General features: G+C 57.0%; 9 protein-coding genes. 5 read left to right on the plus strand and 4 right to left on the minus strand.

Going from position 1 to position 16,885, the window contains the following annotated elements:
- The first annotated feature begins 289 nt into the window (after nt 1–289).
- Both SynNOUM97013_RS10345 and SynNOUM97013_RS10350 read left to right on the plus strand, forming a co-directional pair.
- Nucleotides 290–10,666, plus strand: a complete 10,377-nt coding sequence (locus SynNOUM97013_RS10345) for a YadA-like family protein (RefSeq protein WP_186479670.1) — start codon at nt 290–292, stop codon at nt 10,664–10,666.
- Between the two features lie 46 nt (nt 10,667–10,712).
- Nucleotides 10,713–11,036, plus strand: a complete 324-nt coding sequence (locus SynNOUM97013_RS10350) for a hypothetical protein (RefSeq protein ID WP_186479671.1) — start codon at nt 10,713–10,715, stop codon at nt 11,034–11,036.
- A gap of 147 nt (nt 11,037–11,183) precedes the next feature.
- Here SynNOUM97013_RS10350 and pyrF read toward each other — a convergent pair whose 3' ends face one another.
- A complete protein-coding gene (pyrF, locus tag SynNOUM97013_RS10355; protein ID WP_186481577.1) occupies nt 11,184–11,933 on the minus strand; it encodes an orotidine-5'-phosphate decarboxylase in 750 nt (249 codons plus the stop codon).
- A gap of 49 nt (nt 11,934–11,982) precedes the next feature.
- On the opposite strand from pyrF, the gene SynNOUM97013_RS10360 reads away from it, so the two are divergent.
- Nucleotides 11,983–12,420: a cupin domain-containing protein gene (locus SynNOUM97013_RS10360; protein WP_186479672.1), complete on the plus strand. Its 438-nt coding sequence runs from the start codon at nt 11,983–11,985 to the stop codon at nt 12,418–12,420.
- 23 nt (nt 12,421–12,443) lie between these two features.
- On the opposite strand, the gene SynNOUM97013_RS10365 is transcribed toward SynNOUM97013_RS10360, so the two are convergent.
- The 3 genes from SynNOUM97013_RS10365 to SynNOUM97013_RS10375 form a co-directional block, all read right to left on the minus strand.
- Nucleotides 12,444–13,571 carry a transporter substrate-binding domain-containing protein gene (locus tag SynNOUM97013_RS10365; protein WP_186479674.1) on the minus strand — a complete coding sequence of 376 codons (1,128 nt, stop codon included), beginning with the start codon at nt 13,569–13,571 and terminating at the stop codon, nt 12,444–12,446.
- A 208-nt stretch (nt 13,572–13,779) separates the two neighbouring features.
- Nucleotides 13,780–15,024: a tyrosine--tRNA ligase gene (tyrS, locus tag SynNOUM97013_RS10370; protein ID WP_186479675.1), complete on the minus strand. Its 1,245-nt coding sequence runs from the start codon at nt 15,022–15,024 to the stop codon at nt 13,780–13,782.
- A 42-nt stretch (nt 15,025–15,066) separates the two neighbouring features.
- The gene (locus SynNOUM97013_RS10375; RefSeq protein WP_186479676.1) at nt 15,067–15,393 is read right to left on the minus strand and encodes a DUF1825 family protein; all 327 of its coding nucleotides are present in this window, start codon (nt 15,391–15,393) and stop codon (nt 15,067–15,069) included.
- An 83-nt stretch (nt 15,394–15,476) separates the two neighbouring features.
- On the opposite strand from SynNOUM97013_RS10375, the gene SynNOUM97013_RS10380 reads away from it, so the two are divergent.
- Entirely contained in the window at nt 15,477–16,241 is a 765-nt protein-coding gene (locus SynNOUM97013_RS10380; protein WP_186479678.1) for a response regulator transcription factor, read from the plus strand.
- A gap of 34 nt (nt 16,242–16,275) precedes the next feature.
- Entirely contained in the window at nt 16,276–16,881 is a 606-nt protein-coding gene (locus SynNOUM97013_RS10385) for a hypothetical protein (RefSeq protein ID WP_186479680.1), read from the plus strand.
- Nucleotides 16,882–16,885: the final 4 nt, after the last annotated feature.

Raw genomic sequence — 16,885 nt, forward strand, 5'->3', positions numbered from 1 at the left:
TGTTAAGCCTTAGCGACGCATTCAGGGCCTAGTCCTTACAGGCGGGCGATCGATGATCCCGATCAGGCAAAAGTCTTTATCGGGCTATTTACATTTCGATGACAGCGCCAAGGAACAACTCAAGACTCTGATCAATCTCCAATGAATGGCGATGAAAGCCACTCAGGGCACTTTGTTGCAATTAATCCTGAAGGTGGCTGGCTATCGTCGTTCCAGCTCTAACCGTAAAAGCGGCAGAAGTCGGCGCTGGAGCCGATCAGCTCAGACTGTTTTCGCCAGTTGGGCCGTCTTGGGCCAACTCGGCAGCATGGGTGTGCTGATTGGCGAAGCACTCGAACCCCAGAGCGTTCAAGCCCAGATCGCAGATATCCCAGGGGACTACGGCAGCGTCAGCGTTAGCGCTAGCGCCATTGGGACTGGTGCGTTTGCGATCGGTAGTGGCGCTGTAGCGCGTTTCTCCTGCGCGATGGCCATCGGCAGTGGCGCCAATGCCAATGGGGCGAGAGCCACCGCAATCGGTGCTGGAGCGACGGCATCTCGTGACGACCAATTGATGCTGGGCACCAGCTCAACAGACGTCACAGCAGCAAGCCTGACTGGCAGTGGATCTGAATTAATCCTTGCCAACGACGACGGCACTCTCAAGCGAGCCGTTGGGATTGGAGCCAGCGACGGCTCATTAACCGTTGCCAACAACGCAACAGTCAGTGGTGACGTAACAGTCAGTGGCGACACCTCTCTCACCACACTCACCGCCTCTGGAGCAACAAATCTCCAAAGCAGCCTCGATGTTCAAGGTGCCACCACACTCAATGGTGCCGCCACACTCTCAGGCGGAGCATCGGTGAGCAATGGGCTCACAGTCACCGGCAACACCAACACTGACAACCTCATCGTCAGTGGTGACGCAACAGTCAGTGGCGACACATCTCTCACCACACTCACCACCTCTGGAGCCACCAATCTCCAAAGCAGCCTCGATGTTCAAGGTGCCACCACACTCAATGGCGCCGCCACACTCTCAGGCGGAGCATCGGTGAGCAATGGGCTCACCGTCACCGGTGACACCACCACTGACAACCTCATCGTCAGTGGTGACGCAACAGTCAGTGGCGACACCTCTCTCACCACACTCACCGCTTCTGGAGCCACCAATCTCCAAAGCACGCTGGAGGTGAAAGGAGCGACAACAATCAATAATTCATTAACGGTGACGGGCGATCAGTCCGTTGGCGGCAATCAAACTATTTCGGGCAATTCAACGATCAGCCAAAACCAAACGATCGGCGGATCCTTAGACGTTACAGGCGATACGACGCTGACAACATTGACCACAAGCGGTGCTGCAAATCTCCAAAGCACGCTGACTGTTGGATCACTAGCCAACAACTCACAACAAGGCAAGGCGATTGTTGTTGCCAACGAAACGGGCACTGTTTCAAGGCAAGAAATTGGTGGCGGTGTTCTCGATGCTCTGAATTGCGTCGGCAATGGAACGAATGCCGTTTGTTATGGCCCCGGCGCGAACGCAACGGGAATCAACACAACGGCGATCGGGGCAGGAGCTAGCGCAGCAACGAGCAACAGCTCTATCGAACTAGGAGCGACCGCTTTAGGCGCTCAAGCATCCGCTGAAGCAATTAATGCAACGGCAATTGGTTATGGATCATCCGTCAGCGGTGAAAATGCCACTGCAATTGGCGCTGGAAGCAATGCAATTGGCAGCAGATCGATTGCCATTGGTCAAAATGCAACAACCACAAAACTCAGCGCAATAGCCCTAGGAGCAAACACATCTTCAACGGAACAAAATTCAATTGCCATAGGCAGAGATGCCGAGTCTTCACATAAGAATTCGATTGCTCTCGGAGCTAATGTCAAAACGGATCGAGCCAATCAGGTCAAACTAGGCTCTAACACAGTACTTACTGTCCCCAAACTAAAAACCGCGACCGCAAGCGGCTCTTTATCAGGAAGCCAGTATGGATTAGCCATACTTGACACCACAGGAACATTCTCGAGAGCCGCTGTATCAAACAGTTATTTCAAAGCAATTGACTGCACAGCCAATGCAGATTCAGCCGTTTGCTTGGGCTATGGAGCTCTAGCAAACGATACAAACACAGCGGCATTTGGAGCCAGTAGTAGTGCGCTATTAAATGGAGCTTCGGCAATTGGATATGGATCAAACGCAGCAAAAACATCTTCCACAGCAGTCGGCTACAACGCTTTCTCTAATGGATCGGACGCAGTCTCAGTAGGTTCGTCTTCACGCGCACTGGGAAGTAACAGCACTGCTGTTGGCTCAGGCGCTCGCGCTTCTGCAGGAAACTCCGTTGCGATTGGATCGACGGCCAGTGCTTCAAGTTCCTCATCTATTGCCATTGGCCAGGCTTCAAAAGCTCGTAGTTCAAGATCAATCGCAATCGGCTACAACTCCAATGCCTTTAATACAAGCGCTCTTGCCATCGGCACGAACTCCAATGCCACAAACATCAATGCCTTGGCCATCGGCGTAGGCAGTGAAGCCAATTACATTAACTCCACAGCCGTTGGAGTAAAGTCAGAAGCCAAACAAGCCACAACAATTGGGATCAGCACTTCCGTAACGATTGGAGCGAACACAAGCCAGGGAGGAACAGATTATTTCTTACCTGGTTTCGAAGACCTGCCAACAAGTGGAACAACCAACGTTCTGATTGATCAAGACGGCCAGCTGCATTTAGGCAGTGCAACTGTCTTGCCTCCAACAACAATCAATTATGCAGGAACAATCTGCAATGTTAGCGACGCCAGTGATATTTGCTTGGGCAATCAAGCTGAAGCAACGGGCACCAACACAGCGGCGTATGGCCAAAATGCAAAGGCAACGGAACAAGGAGCCACTGCTATTGGCGCCTACAGCTCAGCAGCCGAACAGTTCTCAATCGCGATTGGTGCGGAAGCGAATGCAAGCAACGACACAGCTCTAGCAGTTGGCCGAGATGCACAAGCAAGTGGAAAATTCACAATCAGTTTTGGAGCAAACAGTAATGCAGTAGAGCAGGGTTCTCAAGCTGTCGGAACAAGTGCAACAGCCACCGGCTGGAACTCAATGGCCTACGGGCAACATGCCGTAGCCGTTGGCAATGAAGCTATTGCGATCGGCAATAAATCAAATGCCCGCAGCTTCTCAGCGATTGCCGTTGGCCCCAATGCACAAAGCACGGGCACCGCAGCACTAGCTGTTGGCAAAAATGCTATTTCATCAGATCAATCATCGATTGCCGTTGGCAATCGCGCCTATGCAACATCCAACCGTGCCGTTGCATTGGGTAGTCGGGCTAACGCCACCAGCGATAGAGCGATTGCTGTGGGATCGCTCGCCAATGCATCTGCAACCTCTGCAATTGCTGTTGGATCACTCGCCAATGCATCTGCAACCTCTGCAATTGCTGTTGGAGCAAGTGCATTAGCCAACAGCTCAAATACAGCATCGTTTGGCACAAATTCCAGAGCCACTGGCTTGAGCTCAACCGCCTTAGGCAGCGCCTCGAGTGCCGCTGGCAGAAATGGAGCCGCATTAGGAGCTCAAACCCAGGCCTCTGGAAAGGATTCCACTGCAATCGGTTCGTCCTCAAAAGCACAACAGCAAGGATCAACCGCTCTTGGTTTTGGCAGCAATGCAGCAAAAGCTAATTCCACTGCAGCTGGATCGAGCTCAAAAGCATCAGGCATCAAGAGCGCTGCCTTTGGCTTTAGCGCAAACGCTTCAGGTGCTAATTCACTATCTGTAGGCGCTTCTTCTTCAGCGAAAGGTGAAAGGTCACAGGCTGTTGGTGATTCCTCCACAGCCAATGGCACTGGCAGCCTTGCATTGGGATCTCAAGCTTCCTCTGGCGCAAGCAAAGACGTCATAATTCAAAGTACAGATATTGATGGAAACGTAACTAACAGCACAGAAACACGAGCGACACAATACACAATCGCCATTGGATTTCAAGCCACTGCCGGCAGCTTTGACAACACTAATGATGTGCCACTCGGCAATGAAACCATCGCAGTTGGACGGTCATCTGTCGCCAATCGTGATGGCGCAATTGCCATTGGTGCTCGAGCCTCTGCAACAGCCAACAATTCCATCGCTGCAGGTGCCGATTCCCTTGCAAGTGGAATTAATGCAACCACTTATGGCGATAGTTCTGAAGCCAGTGGGGTCAATAGTGCTGCTTATGGCTTTCTAGCCAATGCTTCTGGCAATGATTCAACAAGCCTCGGCACCCAATCTCTCGCGTCTGGCATTAACTCGACCGCAATTGGTAAAGCAGCACGGGCTTCCAACGGTATGGCAACAGCAGTTGGCCGCGGGGCACAAGCAACTGGATATGACGCGACCGCGCTTGGATCAATATCCAAAGCCACCGCCTTCAGAGCAACAGCGATTGGCACTTTAAGCAGGGCAACGAAGCGTAATTCCACTGCTGTTGGTGCATCTGCAAACGCGACTGGTAATTTCGCCGGTGCCTTTGGAACCTTGGCCAACGCCAGTGGCGTTGCATCGATGGCTTTTGGTGCCGGATCCAAGGCATCAAGTGCCAATTCATCCACGTTTGGAACACAAGCCCAAGCCACTGCAGAAGATGCCATCGCCATTGGTCATCAAGCAGTAGCCAACAAGATCAACGCCATCGCCATTGGCACGAACGCTTCAGCCAGAGGAACTGATGCCACTGCATTAGGCGACGGAGCCAAGGCCACCGCTGATCAATCCACAGCTGTTGGTCGCGGGTCTAAGGCCAATGCATCCTCAGCAGTGGCCGTAGGCCATTCGGCGATCGCTAGCGGAAAGCGTGCTTCTGCTTTTGGACAGGGGGCCAATGCTTCGAAAGCCGATTCCGTCGCGATTGGTTATTCATCTGTTGGCAGTGGAACACTCTCCACAGCCATCGGCTCCTATGCGAATGCAACAGCAAATGATGCCGTAGCTATTGGTTATTTGGCCAATGCAACATCAGAGGATGCTGTTGCCATTGGCAAGGCATCCATTGCCAACAAAGCCAATACGATTGCCATTGGTACGGAAGCGATCGCGACAAACGTCAATGCCACCGCTTTTGGTGATGCCACTCAAGCAACGGGATTTCAATCCACTGCTTTGGGAGCCGGAGCTTTGGCGACCCAACAAAATGCCACTGCTGTTGGTGAGAAAGCCAATGCTGCTGGAACTCAAGCCACTGCAGTAGGCCGACAGTCACTTGCCAGCCAAAGTGGCACCACAGCGCTCGGAACAATCAGCAAGGCAACAGGTGTTCGAGCCACAGCCATTGGTGTTCACGCCACAGCTAGCGAAAAATGTTCGATTGCGATGGGCTCTTGGTCAGTCGCCAACGGTGCGGTGTCACAAGCCTTTGGTTCGAATGCCACAGCGTCTGGGGAGAATTCTTCGGCGATCGGCAGCTTTGCCACCGCCAGCGGGACAAACTCCCTGGCATTGGGAACCAGTGCTGCGACGACACGGAACGATCAACTCATGCTCGGCAAAGCGGCAACGGAGGTGACCGCCGCCAACCTTGCCACCAATTCAACAGCAACAGACGGAAGTCAGTTCGAAATGGTGGTTGCCAATGGTGATGGCACCCTTTCGGGCCTCACCATGCAAGGGGTGACGATTGATCCAAGCAATGGAATATTCACTGCCAATAGTGCAGTTGTTTCCGAAGGGCTTAACGCAAAGGTTGATGCCACTCAATCAGGCAGCATCACCACCTATGAGGTCAGTGGTTACAACGCCACCACTACCGCAGGGCCCATCTCCTCTCCTGACAATTCCGACACAATCAACGGTGTCACCGTTACCTCTAAATACAACTCTCAAACTCAAACCACAGAATATGGCATCGAAGTTTCCACTGGTGACAATATCAGTATTGACTCGAATAACAAAATCAGTGGCTTAAAAACCACCGTCACTGCAGCGGATAATAAGGTCACCATTACAGAAAGTGGAGGCTTCAATGAGAGCAATAACTTCACGATGAATTATGAGATCGGAGTCAACCTCTCCGATCGCGCTTTTAACGCTCTCAGTTGCAACGGAACAGGCAGTGGCGCCGAATGCTACGGCGACAGTGCTATTGCTAATCAAGAGGCAGCAACAGCCATCGGGTCGGGCTCTCAATCCACTGCCAGTGGGGCCACAACCCTTGGCAATGCATCAACCGCCTCCGGAACGAACTCTCTGGCTCTTGGCCGCGGTGCCATAGCAACTAATACTTCGGCAATTGCAATCGGCTCCGGTGCTCGTTCTGATGTCGCCAATGGCACCGCAATTGGCGCAAATGCAGTTGCCATGGATGCCCTGGGAGGATCACAATCGTCCGTCACTGTTGGCGCAAATGGAGATGGAGCAACCGACTACTTTTTACCTGGCTTAGCCGACAAACCTGGCTCATCAGGGCAACCAGGAGGGACGCAATACCTCACCGTTGATGAGGACGGAAAAATCATTGTGGGCACCGCTGTCTTGCCACCATCAGTCAATATCATTGCTCCTAGCTTTAACTGCACGGCGAACGGAATCGGTGCCACTTGTTTTGGCGACAATGCACAGGCCTGCGGCCAATACACTTCAGCCTTCGGATCGAATACCAATGCTCAAGGCACGGGGGCTACAGCGTTTGGAACCAATGCGACTGCATTAGACCGAGCCACGGCAATCGGTGCTTTTGCAAGCGCCACAGGGGCAAATGCCGTTGCTCTTGGTGGTCTTGCCAATGCAACTGGTATCAGCTCCTTAGCCATTGGCGAAGAAGCACAAGCCTTGGGCAATCGCTCCTTTGCCTTGGGATACCAATCCAACGCTTCCAAAGACGACTCACTTGCCCTTGGCAGTGGTGCCTTAGCGAACTACTCAAACTCTGCAGCGCTGGGCCAAAACGTCGCCACAACCCGATCAGGCCAAGTCGCACTGGGATCGTCTAGCGCTGAGATCACAATTGCCAACCTTGCCACCAATTCAACAGCGACAAATGGCAGCCAATTCGAGATGGTGGTTGCCAATGGGGATGGCACCCTCTCGGGCCTCACCATGCAAGGGGTGACGATCAACAATGGAACATTTACTGCCAACAGTGCAGTTGTGACTGGTGGCCTCAACGCAGAGGTCAACTCCAATCAATCGGGCAGCATCACCACCTATGAGGTCAGTGGTTACAACGCCACAACCCAAGCGGGTCCCATCACTGGTGGTACTGGCTCCACCAGCAACGGTGTCACCGTGACCACGAAATATGATGCCTCCACAAAAACCACTAACTACGGCGTTGAAGTTGCAGCTGGCAATGGCCTAACCATCAATAACGGCCAGCTCGAGGTCAACACCGGTGGTAACAACATCATCCTCAACAACGACGGCTCATTCAGTGCTCCCAACGCCTCCGTCGTCGCCGGCACCGTCACTGCTTCAGGCAATGAATCCCAATTAGCCACAACAACATCCTTGGGCACAACCGTCACTGGCGTTTGGAACAGTGACACCTCCACAAATCGCTTTGGCGTGAAAATCGCGACCGGTGATGGCATCAGCATCGATGGCAATGGTGCTATTCAGGCCAACGAATCCGTTGTCAGCGCTGGCAACAACATTGTCGTTTCATCCAGCAACGACGGGCGCGTCACCACCTACTCCGTCAGCGGCTACAACGCCACCACCACCGCAGGCCCTATCTCCTCTCCTGATAATTCCGACACCAGCAATGGTGTCACCGTTACCTCCAAATACAACGCTCAAACTCAAACCACTGAATACGGCGTTGAAGTTGCAGCCGGCAATGGTCTAACCATCAATAACGGCCAGCTCGAGGTCAATACCGGCGGTAACAACATCATCCTCAACAACAACGGCTCTTTCAGCGCTCCCAATGCCTCCGTCGTTGCAGGCACAGTCACTGCTTCAGGCAATGAATCCCCATTAACCACAACAACATCGTTGGGCACAACCGTCACTGGCGTTTGGAACAGTGACACCTCCACAAACCGCTTTGGAGTGAAAGTCGCGAATGGCACCAATATTATTATTGATTCAAATGGTCAAGTAAGCGGACTTAAAACAACTGTCGCAGCAGCAGATCGAAAGGTCACTGTTACCCCAACCGGCGGATTTGTCGAAGGGAATAGCTTCACCACGGAATACACAGTCGGAGTCAACATTACTGACCGCGCTTTTGATGCGCTTAACTGCACTGGAACCGGAAGTGGTGCTGAGTGCTACGGCGATAATGCTGTTGCCAATCAACTCTCAACAACAGCCATTGGCTCGGGTTCTCAATCCACAGCAGTTGGCGCTACATCCCTTGGCAATGCTTCAACGGCTTCTGGCACGAACTCGCTAGCTCTTGGCCGCGGTGCTCAGGCCACGCACACATCTGCTACCGCAATCGGTGCGGGCGCTGCAACAACTGCTGACAGTCGAATCACCCTTGGGACCAGCAGTAGCACCTACCAAACACCTGGATTGACCCACCCCGCAGGAGGCACCAGCAACTACTCCTGGGTGGTGACAGACAGTGATGGCGTCTTAGCCGTTGCAACAGCTGGCATTGATGTGAACACGACGTCGTTCTGTGTTGGCAGTGGTGCCGATGCCACGTGCTACGGCGACCAAGCTGATGCAACGGGTGAAAGCACCACAGCCATTGGTGCTTTCAGCGTGGCAGATAGTGGTACGGGCTCTGCCTCATTGACAGCAGCAACAGCACTCGGTGCGCACTCCAATGCAACGGGTGCTGGATCAACTGCACTTGGAACCGGTGCAGCTGCGGCCGGCAACGGATCCGTGGCTTCCGGTATGAACTCATCAGCATCGGGACGGGGCTCGCTTGCCTATGGCTTCGGTGCCAATGCCAATAGTGAGAACACCATTGCCATTGGCGGCTTTGCCTTCGCTAATGGGACAAATTCCTATGCCATCGGTGCTGGCGCAGTTGCTAACGGTGTCCAGGCAGTCGCCGTTGGTGCTGGTGCTCGAGCCGAGGGCTTCAACACCGATCCAAGCGCCTATGGCACCAATGCCACAGCGATTGGTACCAGCGTCACGGCCATCGGCAGTGAAACGTCTGCGCTCGGAACCAACAGCACCGCCCTGGGCTCCTATTCAAGCGCTGACGGCGTCAATGCCATCGCCATTGGAACAGCGACGGCATCCGGCACCAACGCCATGGCCATGGGGGCAGGTGCATCAGCCTCTGGAACCGATGCCATAGCAATGGGTTCCAGTGCATCAGCCTCGGGAACCAATTCCTACGCCATCGGTGCGAGCAGCATTGCCAACGGTGTGCAAGCAATGGCGGTTGGTCCTGGTGCTGTTGCCAATGGCGCGCGGGCCTTGGCCGTTGGCACAGGCGCTCGAGCTGAGGGCTTCAACACCGATACGGGCGCCTTTGGCACCAATGCCACAGCAATTGGAACCAACAGCACAGCTTTGGGCTCCTATTCAAACGTTAACGGCGTTAATGCCATCGCCATTGGAACAGCAAGGGCAACTGGCACCAATGTCATTGCGATTGGTACCGGCGCCTTGGCAACACACAACGGATCAACAGCATTTGGGGCAGGGGCGCGGTCAACAAGGGCTGCACAAATGATGCTGGGAACCAACAACACTGAAGTCACAGTTCCCAACCTGAATCAGACCAATGAGCTCGACATTAGAACCATCAATACGCGCATGGGCATGGTGATGGCAAAAACCGACGGGACGCTTGTTCGCACAAATGCTGTCACCAGCGAAAATGGTGACACCACCATTAACGGCAAGACCGTCACCATTGGCGATACGAACACAACCATCAAAATGCCCGGCCAAGACATCGACAGAGAAGGCATTCTCGGCGTGGATAGTGATGGCAGTCTTGTCACCATCCACTCACACTTTGACCAGATCAATAACAACACCAAAAGAATCAACACACTTGAGGATGCTGCGAGTGCTTTGGGAGACGCAGCAGAGTCCGCAGGTGCGATGGGTGCCGCACTCTCTGGCATCCCTGAGATCTCTTTACTGCCGGATGAACCCATTCGTTGCGGCATTGCCGCGGGTGGCTACGGATCGCAATACGCCATCGCCGGTGGATGCTCCGCCCGAATTAAAGACAGACTCCACCTCAATGGCGCGATCGCCTATTCACCTTCCGTTGACTACCACTTCGGTTCAACCAGCTCGATCGCAGGCCGCGTTGGCGTGAGCTTCCCAATCGGAGTCAAATCCAGCTCCTCCAGCTCCGCGAGCACGACGAACTCGCAATCCATGGAATCGAGTGACTCCTCATCTGCCAACTCACAAGCCGATTCACGCTGGTACAGGTCCGAGGTCAAGCAGGAGATCAGCAAGCTCCAAGAGGATCTCAGCTCACGCGATCAGCAGATTCAAGATCTCAAAACACGCCTCGAGCAACTCATGCAAGTTCCCCCATCGAATCGAGCTGCCTCGCAAGCCAATGACGACATCATTGCTGCGCTGCAGAAGCGCATTGATGAGCTAGAAGAAGAAAAACAACAATCAGCCCTAGAAGACGATAGACAAAATGCCGAAATTGAAGAATTAAAAGACAAACTCGAACAACAGGAAACGCGCTTTGAAGCATTAATGAGACAACTGCAATCACTTCTTCCTAAGCGCGGCAATTCATAAATCAATCAAGCCCCTTAGAATCTCAACACCACCCCTCACCTTTCCGATGCATCTCAAGAAACACCTGCTGATCGCAACTGCACTCTTTCTCAGCGCTGCCCCACAATCACTGGCACAAAACAATAACAACGCCGCCCTCACCAAACAATTTCGCGAGGCATTTGAGAGTGGATGCAACCAAGGCCAAACCCCTGGCGTTAAAAGCCAAAAGAAATACTGCACATGCCTGGCGAACAGCTATCAAGCGCGATATAGCGGTGTTGAGCTGTCTGCCATCAGCCAGCTTGCTGGCCAGACAGGCCAACAGGGGTCAACCCTTGTGAACATCATGATGTCCCCAGAGGCCAGGGCTTGCAGCTCAAAAAACTGAGCCTTCAACTCTATTCATTATACATTTTTAGCGCCTACATTTTCAAAATTTAGGAGAAATAAAAGACTATTAACTCTAACTTTACGCTGATCATGGTCTAGTCAATCACCTCATCAAATCAGAGAGCAAAACTTGAACGATTGAGCACTAGTCATGTCTCTCAATCGGCCCCAGCAATTCTCTGCAGCAGGCCACAAATGCCGCACTGGGATCCTCTGCCTTGGTGATCGGCCGTCCGATCACCAGCTGGCTGGCTCCTGCACCAATCGCGTCGGCTGGCCCCATCACCCGGGCCTGATCACCAACAGCAGCCCCTTTGGGGCGAATGCCTGGGGTGACCAAGGCAAACGGTTCAGGGTGCTGGGCCCGCAATGCCCCGGCCTCAAGGGGTGAACACACACAACCGCCGATCCCGGCGGTTGCCGATAGCTGGGCCAACGCCGGCACGCGTTCGGCGATGCCCTGGCTAATGGCGAGTTCCCGTTGCAATCGCTGCTCCTCCCAGCTGGTGAGCACCGTCACCGCCAGCAAGGTGGGGGCGGGTTGGTCAGCCCCTTGTGCCCCTTCTCCCGCTGCGGCCTGGGCTGCCTTAAGTGCTTCGCTGCCGGCGCAGGCATGCACCGTGATCAGTTCGGCCCCCAGCGCCGCTGCCCGCCGGCAGGCACCGGCCATCGTGGCCGGGATGTCGTGAAATTTGAGATCGAGGAACACCCGCAACCCCTGCTCGCGCAGCTGCGCCACCACCTCCGGGCCGGCCTGCACAAACAGCTCCAGGCCCACCTTCACCCAGCGCAGCCCGTCCACCTGGGCGGCAAAGGCCAGCGCCTGATCCGAGGCCATGCCATCAAGGGCCACGATGATCCGATCGGCGGGATTCGCAGAAAGCAACGGAGCCAAGGCAACGGCATCAACTGCCTCCATCCTGAGCTCACACCGTTCCGCCGTCATGCTGCCGCGCATCGTTCACCCCGAGCAGCTTCAAGGCTTTCGCTTGCACGCGCAGGATCACTGCCGCCTGGCCCTGCTCAGTGCACCTGCCGATGGCGATGACGATCGCGGTTCCGGCGAAGCGATGAGCCTGTTTCTGGAGATCCACGAGCCCTGCGACCGGGTGCCGCCCCACAGCCATCACCGCTCCGCTGAGTTCTATTTCGTGCTGCGCGGCACGGTGCTGTTTCACATCGACGATCGCTCCATCACTGCCCACACCGGCGACTTTGTGGTGGTGCCGGCCGATGCCGCCCATGATTTCGAAAACCCAGGTCCCGATCGCCTTTATCTGCTCACGGTGCTCAACCGTGATGAAGGTTTTTCCGAGCTTGTGCAACGCGGCATCCCCACGGCACTCGATCCTGAAGATCTGGAGGTGCTGCGCAACCTCTGAGGCCCCTGGCGATCGATGACCGCTCAGGGATTGCGGTTGACCATGGCATCAATTACCCCCTGGAAACGCAGATCGGCAATCGCCACCGAGATCTGCCGCTGGGTGCTTTCCGGCAGATTTTTGCCAAACACAAAGCCCTGGGGCGTGCTGTTGAACACCTGCGCTGACACGGCGTAGCGGGAGCGATCCGACGAGGCCAGAACCTGATTGCGCAGATAACTCACCCGGGAGCTGTCGGCCAGCACATGCTTCACCGCCCCGGAACGCAGCACCTCGATCAGTTGCTCATCACCGCTGACGGGTTCCACCTTCGCGGCCTCACGCGCCGCTGGGGGAAGCTGTTTCAGCTTGAAACGCAGCCAGGTTTCGGAGATGGTCTGCGCATCCACCGCCACACCCTCAGCCAGTTTGCTGGCCAAGATCTCCGATTCATTGCCATCCTCAGGAGCCGATTCGCGGATCAGCGTTTTCGCCGTCGCACCCACGAAGATCGACACGATCACCAGGCGGAACAGATTGGTGACCAGCACCATCAGAATCCCGCCGGCACTGTCGCTCATCTTGTAGGTGCCGGAGCCCATCAGCAGCATCATCCAGCCCTTGAAGAAGGTGCCTTGGGCCGTTGCACATTCCACGTCCTTGCTTCTGAAGCGCCCGAAGGTCAACCAAAGCAGCACCGCCCCAGCCAGCGACACCAAAAACAACCAAGACAAGGAGCGCAGCAGCAAGCCATTGCCCACCATCGCTGTGAGCAAAGCACTCAATGGGTAGCTGTTCTCACGGGGCGACAGGAAGGCCAGCCCATCCGAGCTGATGGCCACCGAAAAATTGGTGACCGCCAGGCGCTCCGGCACCTGGTTGAGGCACGACACTCCCACATCGATTGCACCGCTCGCCGCCATCGCCACCGCGGCATTCGGCGACGGCACCGGCTCAAAGCGATAGGGCCAGCCCTTCTGAGAGGCGATCGCTTCCCAGATCTCAACGGCATAGCCCTCATACAGGGGCCCCACGCGGTTGGAGCAGGGTGCCGCCTCATCCACCACACCAACCACCAGGGTCTTGCGGGGCTGCGCCTCGGCGCTCAGGGGGGCACCGATCAGCAGCAGAGCCGCAGCGCAGGCACGCAACAAGCCGAGGCTCCGACCCATGGCAACTCCTGATTCACAGTGTCAGTGTGGCTGACATCCAGAGAGTGAGCCGTTCATCAACACATTGCTCGCCCAACCGGCAGCAACACCTCTGGCATCGTTCAGTCTGGAGGTGACAGCGTGAGGCTGGGATGCGCTTCTAATCATGCGATGAAGTATCGCTCCGCTCAGCAATCAGCGGATCTCCCAACCGAGGAAATCTGGCTGCTCAGGCCACCAAGCGCCGGAAGGTCTTCTTGCCCAGCTGCAGCACCTTGCCCTCCAGTTCCGCCGCGGAGGCGAACTCCTGGTTGGGGTCGGTGAGCTTTTCGCCCTCGAGGCGCGCCGCACCACCTTTGATCTGGCGGCGGGCTTCACTGCTGCTGGCGCAGATGCCCACGGCGCTGAGTAAGTAGAAGGCTTTGGCCGGGAAGTTCACCTCCGCGAGGGAGGCTTCGGGCACATCCGCTCCGGCATCACCAGCACCTCCCACCAGGCTGGCGGCATCCTGCTGCGCCTTGGCTGCAGCGTCGTTGCCATGGCGGCTGGCGGTCACCGCCAGGGCCATCGCCTTCTGCTTCTCGCGTGGGTTCTCCGGCAACGAAGCCAGATCCAGATCGGTCAGCAACGTGACGTAGTCGTCGATCGCCGCATCGCCGACCTTCTCCAGCTTGGAGTACATCGAGAGCGGATCCTCCTCCAGGCCCACCACGTTGCCGAGGCTCTTGCTCATCTTCTGAACGCCGTCCAGCCCCACCAGGATCGGCAGCAACAGCCCGAACTGGGTGCCCTTGTCGAAGTGGCGCTGCAGGTCACGGCCCATGGCCACGTTGAACTTCTGATCAGTGCCGCCCAGCTCCACATCCGCATTCACCGCCACCGAGTCGTAGCCCTGCAGCAGCGGATAGAGGAACTCGTGCAGCGCGATCGGGGTGCCGCTGCCGTAGCGCTTGGAGAAATCGTCCTTGGCCAGCATCTGGCCCACGGTGCCGGTGCCGAGCAGGCCGATCACCGCCGGCAGGTCCATGCCCTCCAGCCACTCGGAGTTGTATCGCACCTCCAGGCGGCCGGGGGTTTCGAAATCCAGCAGCGCCGTCTCCTTGGGCTGGTCCTGCCCCAGCTGGCGCAGGTAAGTGGAGGCATTGGCAGCAACCTGCTCCTTGGTGAGCTGCACCCGCGTGGCGCTCTTGCCGGTGGGGTCGCCGATCCGCGCCGTGAAGTCGCCGATGATCAGCACCGCCGTGTGACCCGCGTCCTGGAAGGCCCGCAACTTGCGGAACAGGATGCTGTGGCCCAGATGAATATTGCTGCCGGTGGGGTCGATGCCCAGCTTCACCCGCAGCGGCCGGCCTTCCTTTTCTGCCTGGGCCAACCGGGCTGCAAGAGCCTGATCCGCATCACCGGGATCCCCGGTCGGGAACAAATCAGCCATGCCACGCGACAACCAAGCCGGCAGGGATGGGGTCGTGGCCATGGATGGGCGGAGCGGAAGCGGGCTGAATCGTACGAGCCGCCGTCAGCTGGGGGGCTGATCCAATTGACTCTTCATCCGCTCGAGCGTCTGATTCATCTGCTCAAACATCTGCTCGGGGGTGATCCCGAACTGGCCGAGCTGGGTGCGCAGCTGCTCCACGGTGAGCTTGGCCTGGAAGTCTTCCGACAACTCGAAGCGCTTCATGAACACCCGGTAGCGCTCCATCAGCTCTTCCATCGTGTCGATGAACTTCTTCTTGCCCTCCCGGTCGAACTTGCCGTAGTCCGAGCCCAGCTGCATCAGCTGCTGGTAGTCGCCGAACAGCCGCTTGGCCTCCTCCTGAACGATGTCGGAATCGAAGAACGCCATGACCCATCGATGCACTGCGGAGAGTCTGGACAATTTGAGCTGCCGATAACAGTGCGGATCCACGCCCCTTGATCCGGGCCAACATGGTTGAGCAATGGCTACGGCCCCGAGCCTGTTCTCCTGTGGATCTCAGCGATCGGATCCCCTCACTGCAGCAGCGCTCCCGCCAGGGCCACAGCCTGCTCAAACGCAGCCGCACCGCCATTGCCAGCGCCGACCGAGTGCTGCTGGCCAGCTGGATGAGCTGGTTTGAAGGGCAGGGGCCTCTGGTGGCGGCTTGCACCAGCGAAGACGCTTGCCTGGAGAAGCTGCAGCAGAGCGACGCCACCCTGCTGCTCTGCACCGACAGCCTCGAAGGCGGTAGTGGCACCAATCTGGTACGACGCGCCCGCCAGCAGCATCCCGACCTCAAAGTGCTGATGCTGCTGCAGCGACCGATCCCGCGCACGATTCTCGACGCGATCGATGCCCGCTGCCACGGCCTCTGCTCCGCCGAAGCCACGGGCACCGGCACGGTGGCGGCAGCCCTCACCGCCATCGACACCGACGGGCACTACATCGACCCGCTGATCAGTGGCGTGCTGCACCACAGCCGGCTGCGCCGCAGTGGCCAGCAGACCCCACTGCAGGAGCTGACCATGCGAGAGGAAGACGTGCTTCGCGGGCTCTGCCGAGGCATGACCAATCAGGAGATCGCGGATGCCTTGGTGGTGTCGATCGAAACCGTGAAAAGTCACGTGAGCAGCCTGCTGCGCAAGCTGCCGGCCCGGGACCGCACCACAGCGGTGGTGACCGCATTTCGTGAGGGGCTGGTGCAGGTACCCACCAGACCGCCGCGCTGGACCTAGGGTCCTGGCGAAGCTGCTCAGGAGAGACGCGGCGATGGCCCGCCGGCACTGGCTCGATCCCCTGGCCCGCAAGGTGCTCCAGGCCATGGGCGACCTGCCCCCCGATCCTGCGCCCCAAGCGCAGGGGACACCAACACCATCGCTTGAGCCGGGGGAGGCATGGGCCGAGAGTGCTTCTATCGACAGCTTCTGCATCGACGTAAACCGCGCCAGCGCCGAGCAATGGCGCCAACTGCCCGGCTGCAGCGACGCCATGGTGGACCTGCTGCTGCGCCTGCAGCGCGGCGGCGTGCAGTTCAGCCAGCTGGAGGATCTGGCCCAGCTGCTCGACCTGCCCGAAGAGCTGCGCGACCAATGGCAGCCCCACCTGATTTTTCGCTGGCACGGCGATGCGCCACCCTTGCCCCAACCCAAACCACTCGATCTCAACGGCGCCAGCCGCGCCGTGCTGGCCGGGCAGTTGCAGTGGCCGAACGACCGTCTGGAACGGCTGATGGCTGAACGGCGCCGCCAACCGTTCAAGAACCTCGCCGATCTTCAGGAACGGCTCTGCCTGCCGCCCGATGCGGTGGAGGCCCTGATCGGCCGGGTGCGTTTCGGCGCCAAGCCCGCAGGCCCCTCCCTGCCGCCGCGGGGTTGAGCGC

Origin of the sequence: Synechococcus sp. NOUM97013, assembly GCF_014279815.1 — a bacterium.
GTDB lineage: Bacteria > Cyanobacteriota > Cyanobacteriia > PCC-6307 > Cyanobiaceae > Synechococcus_C.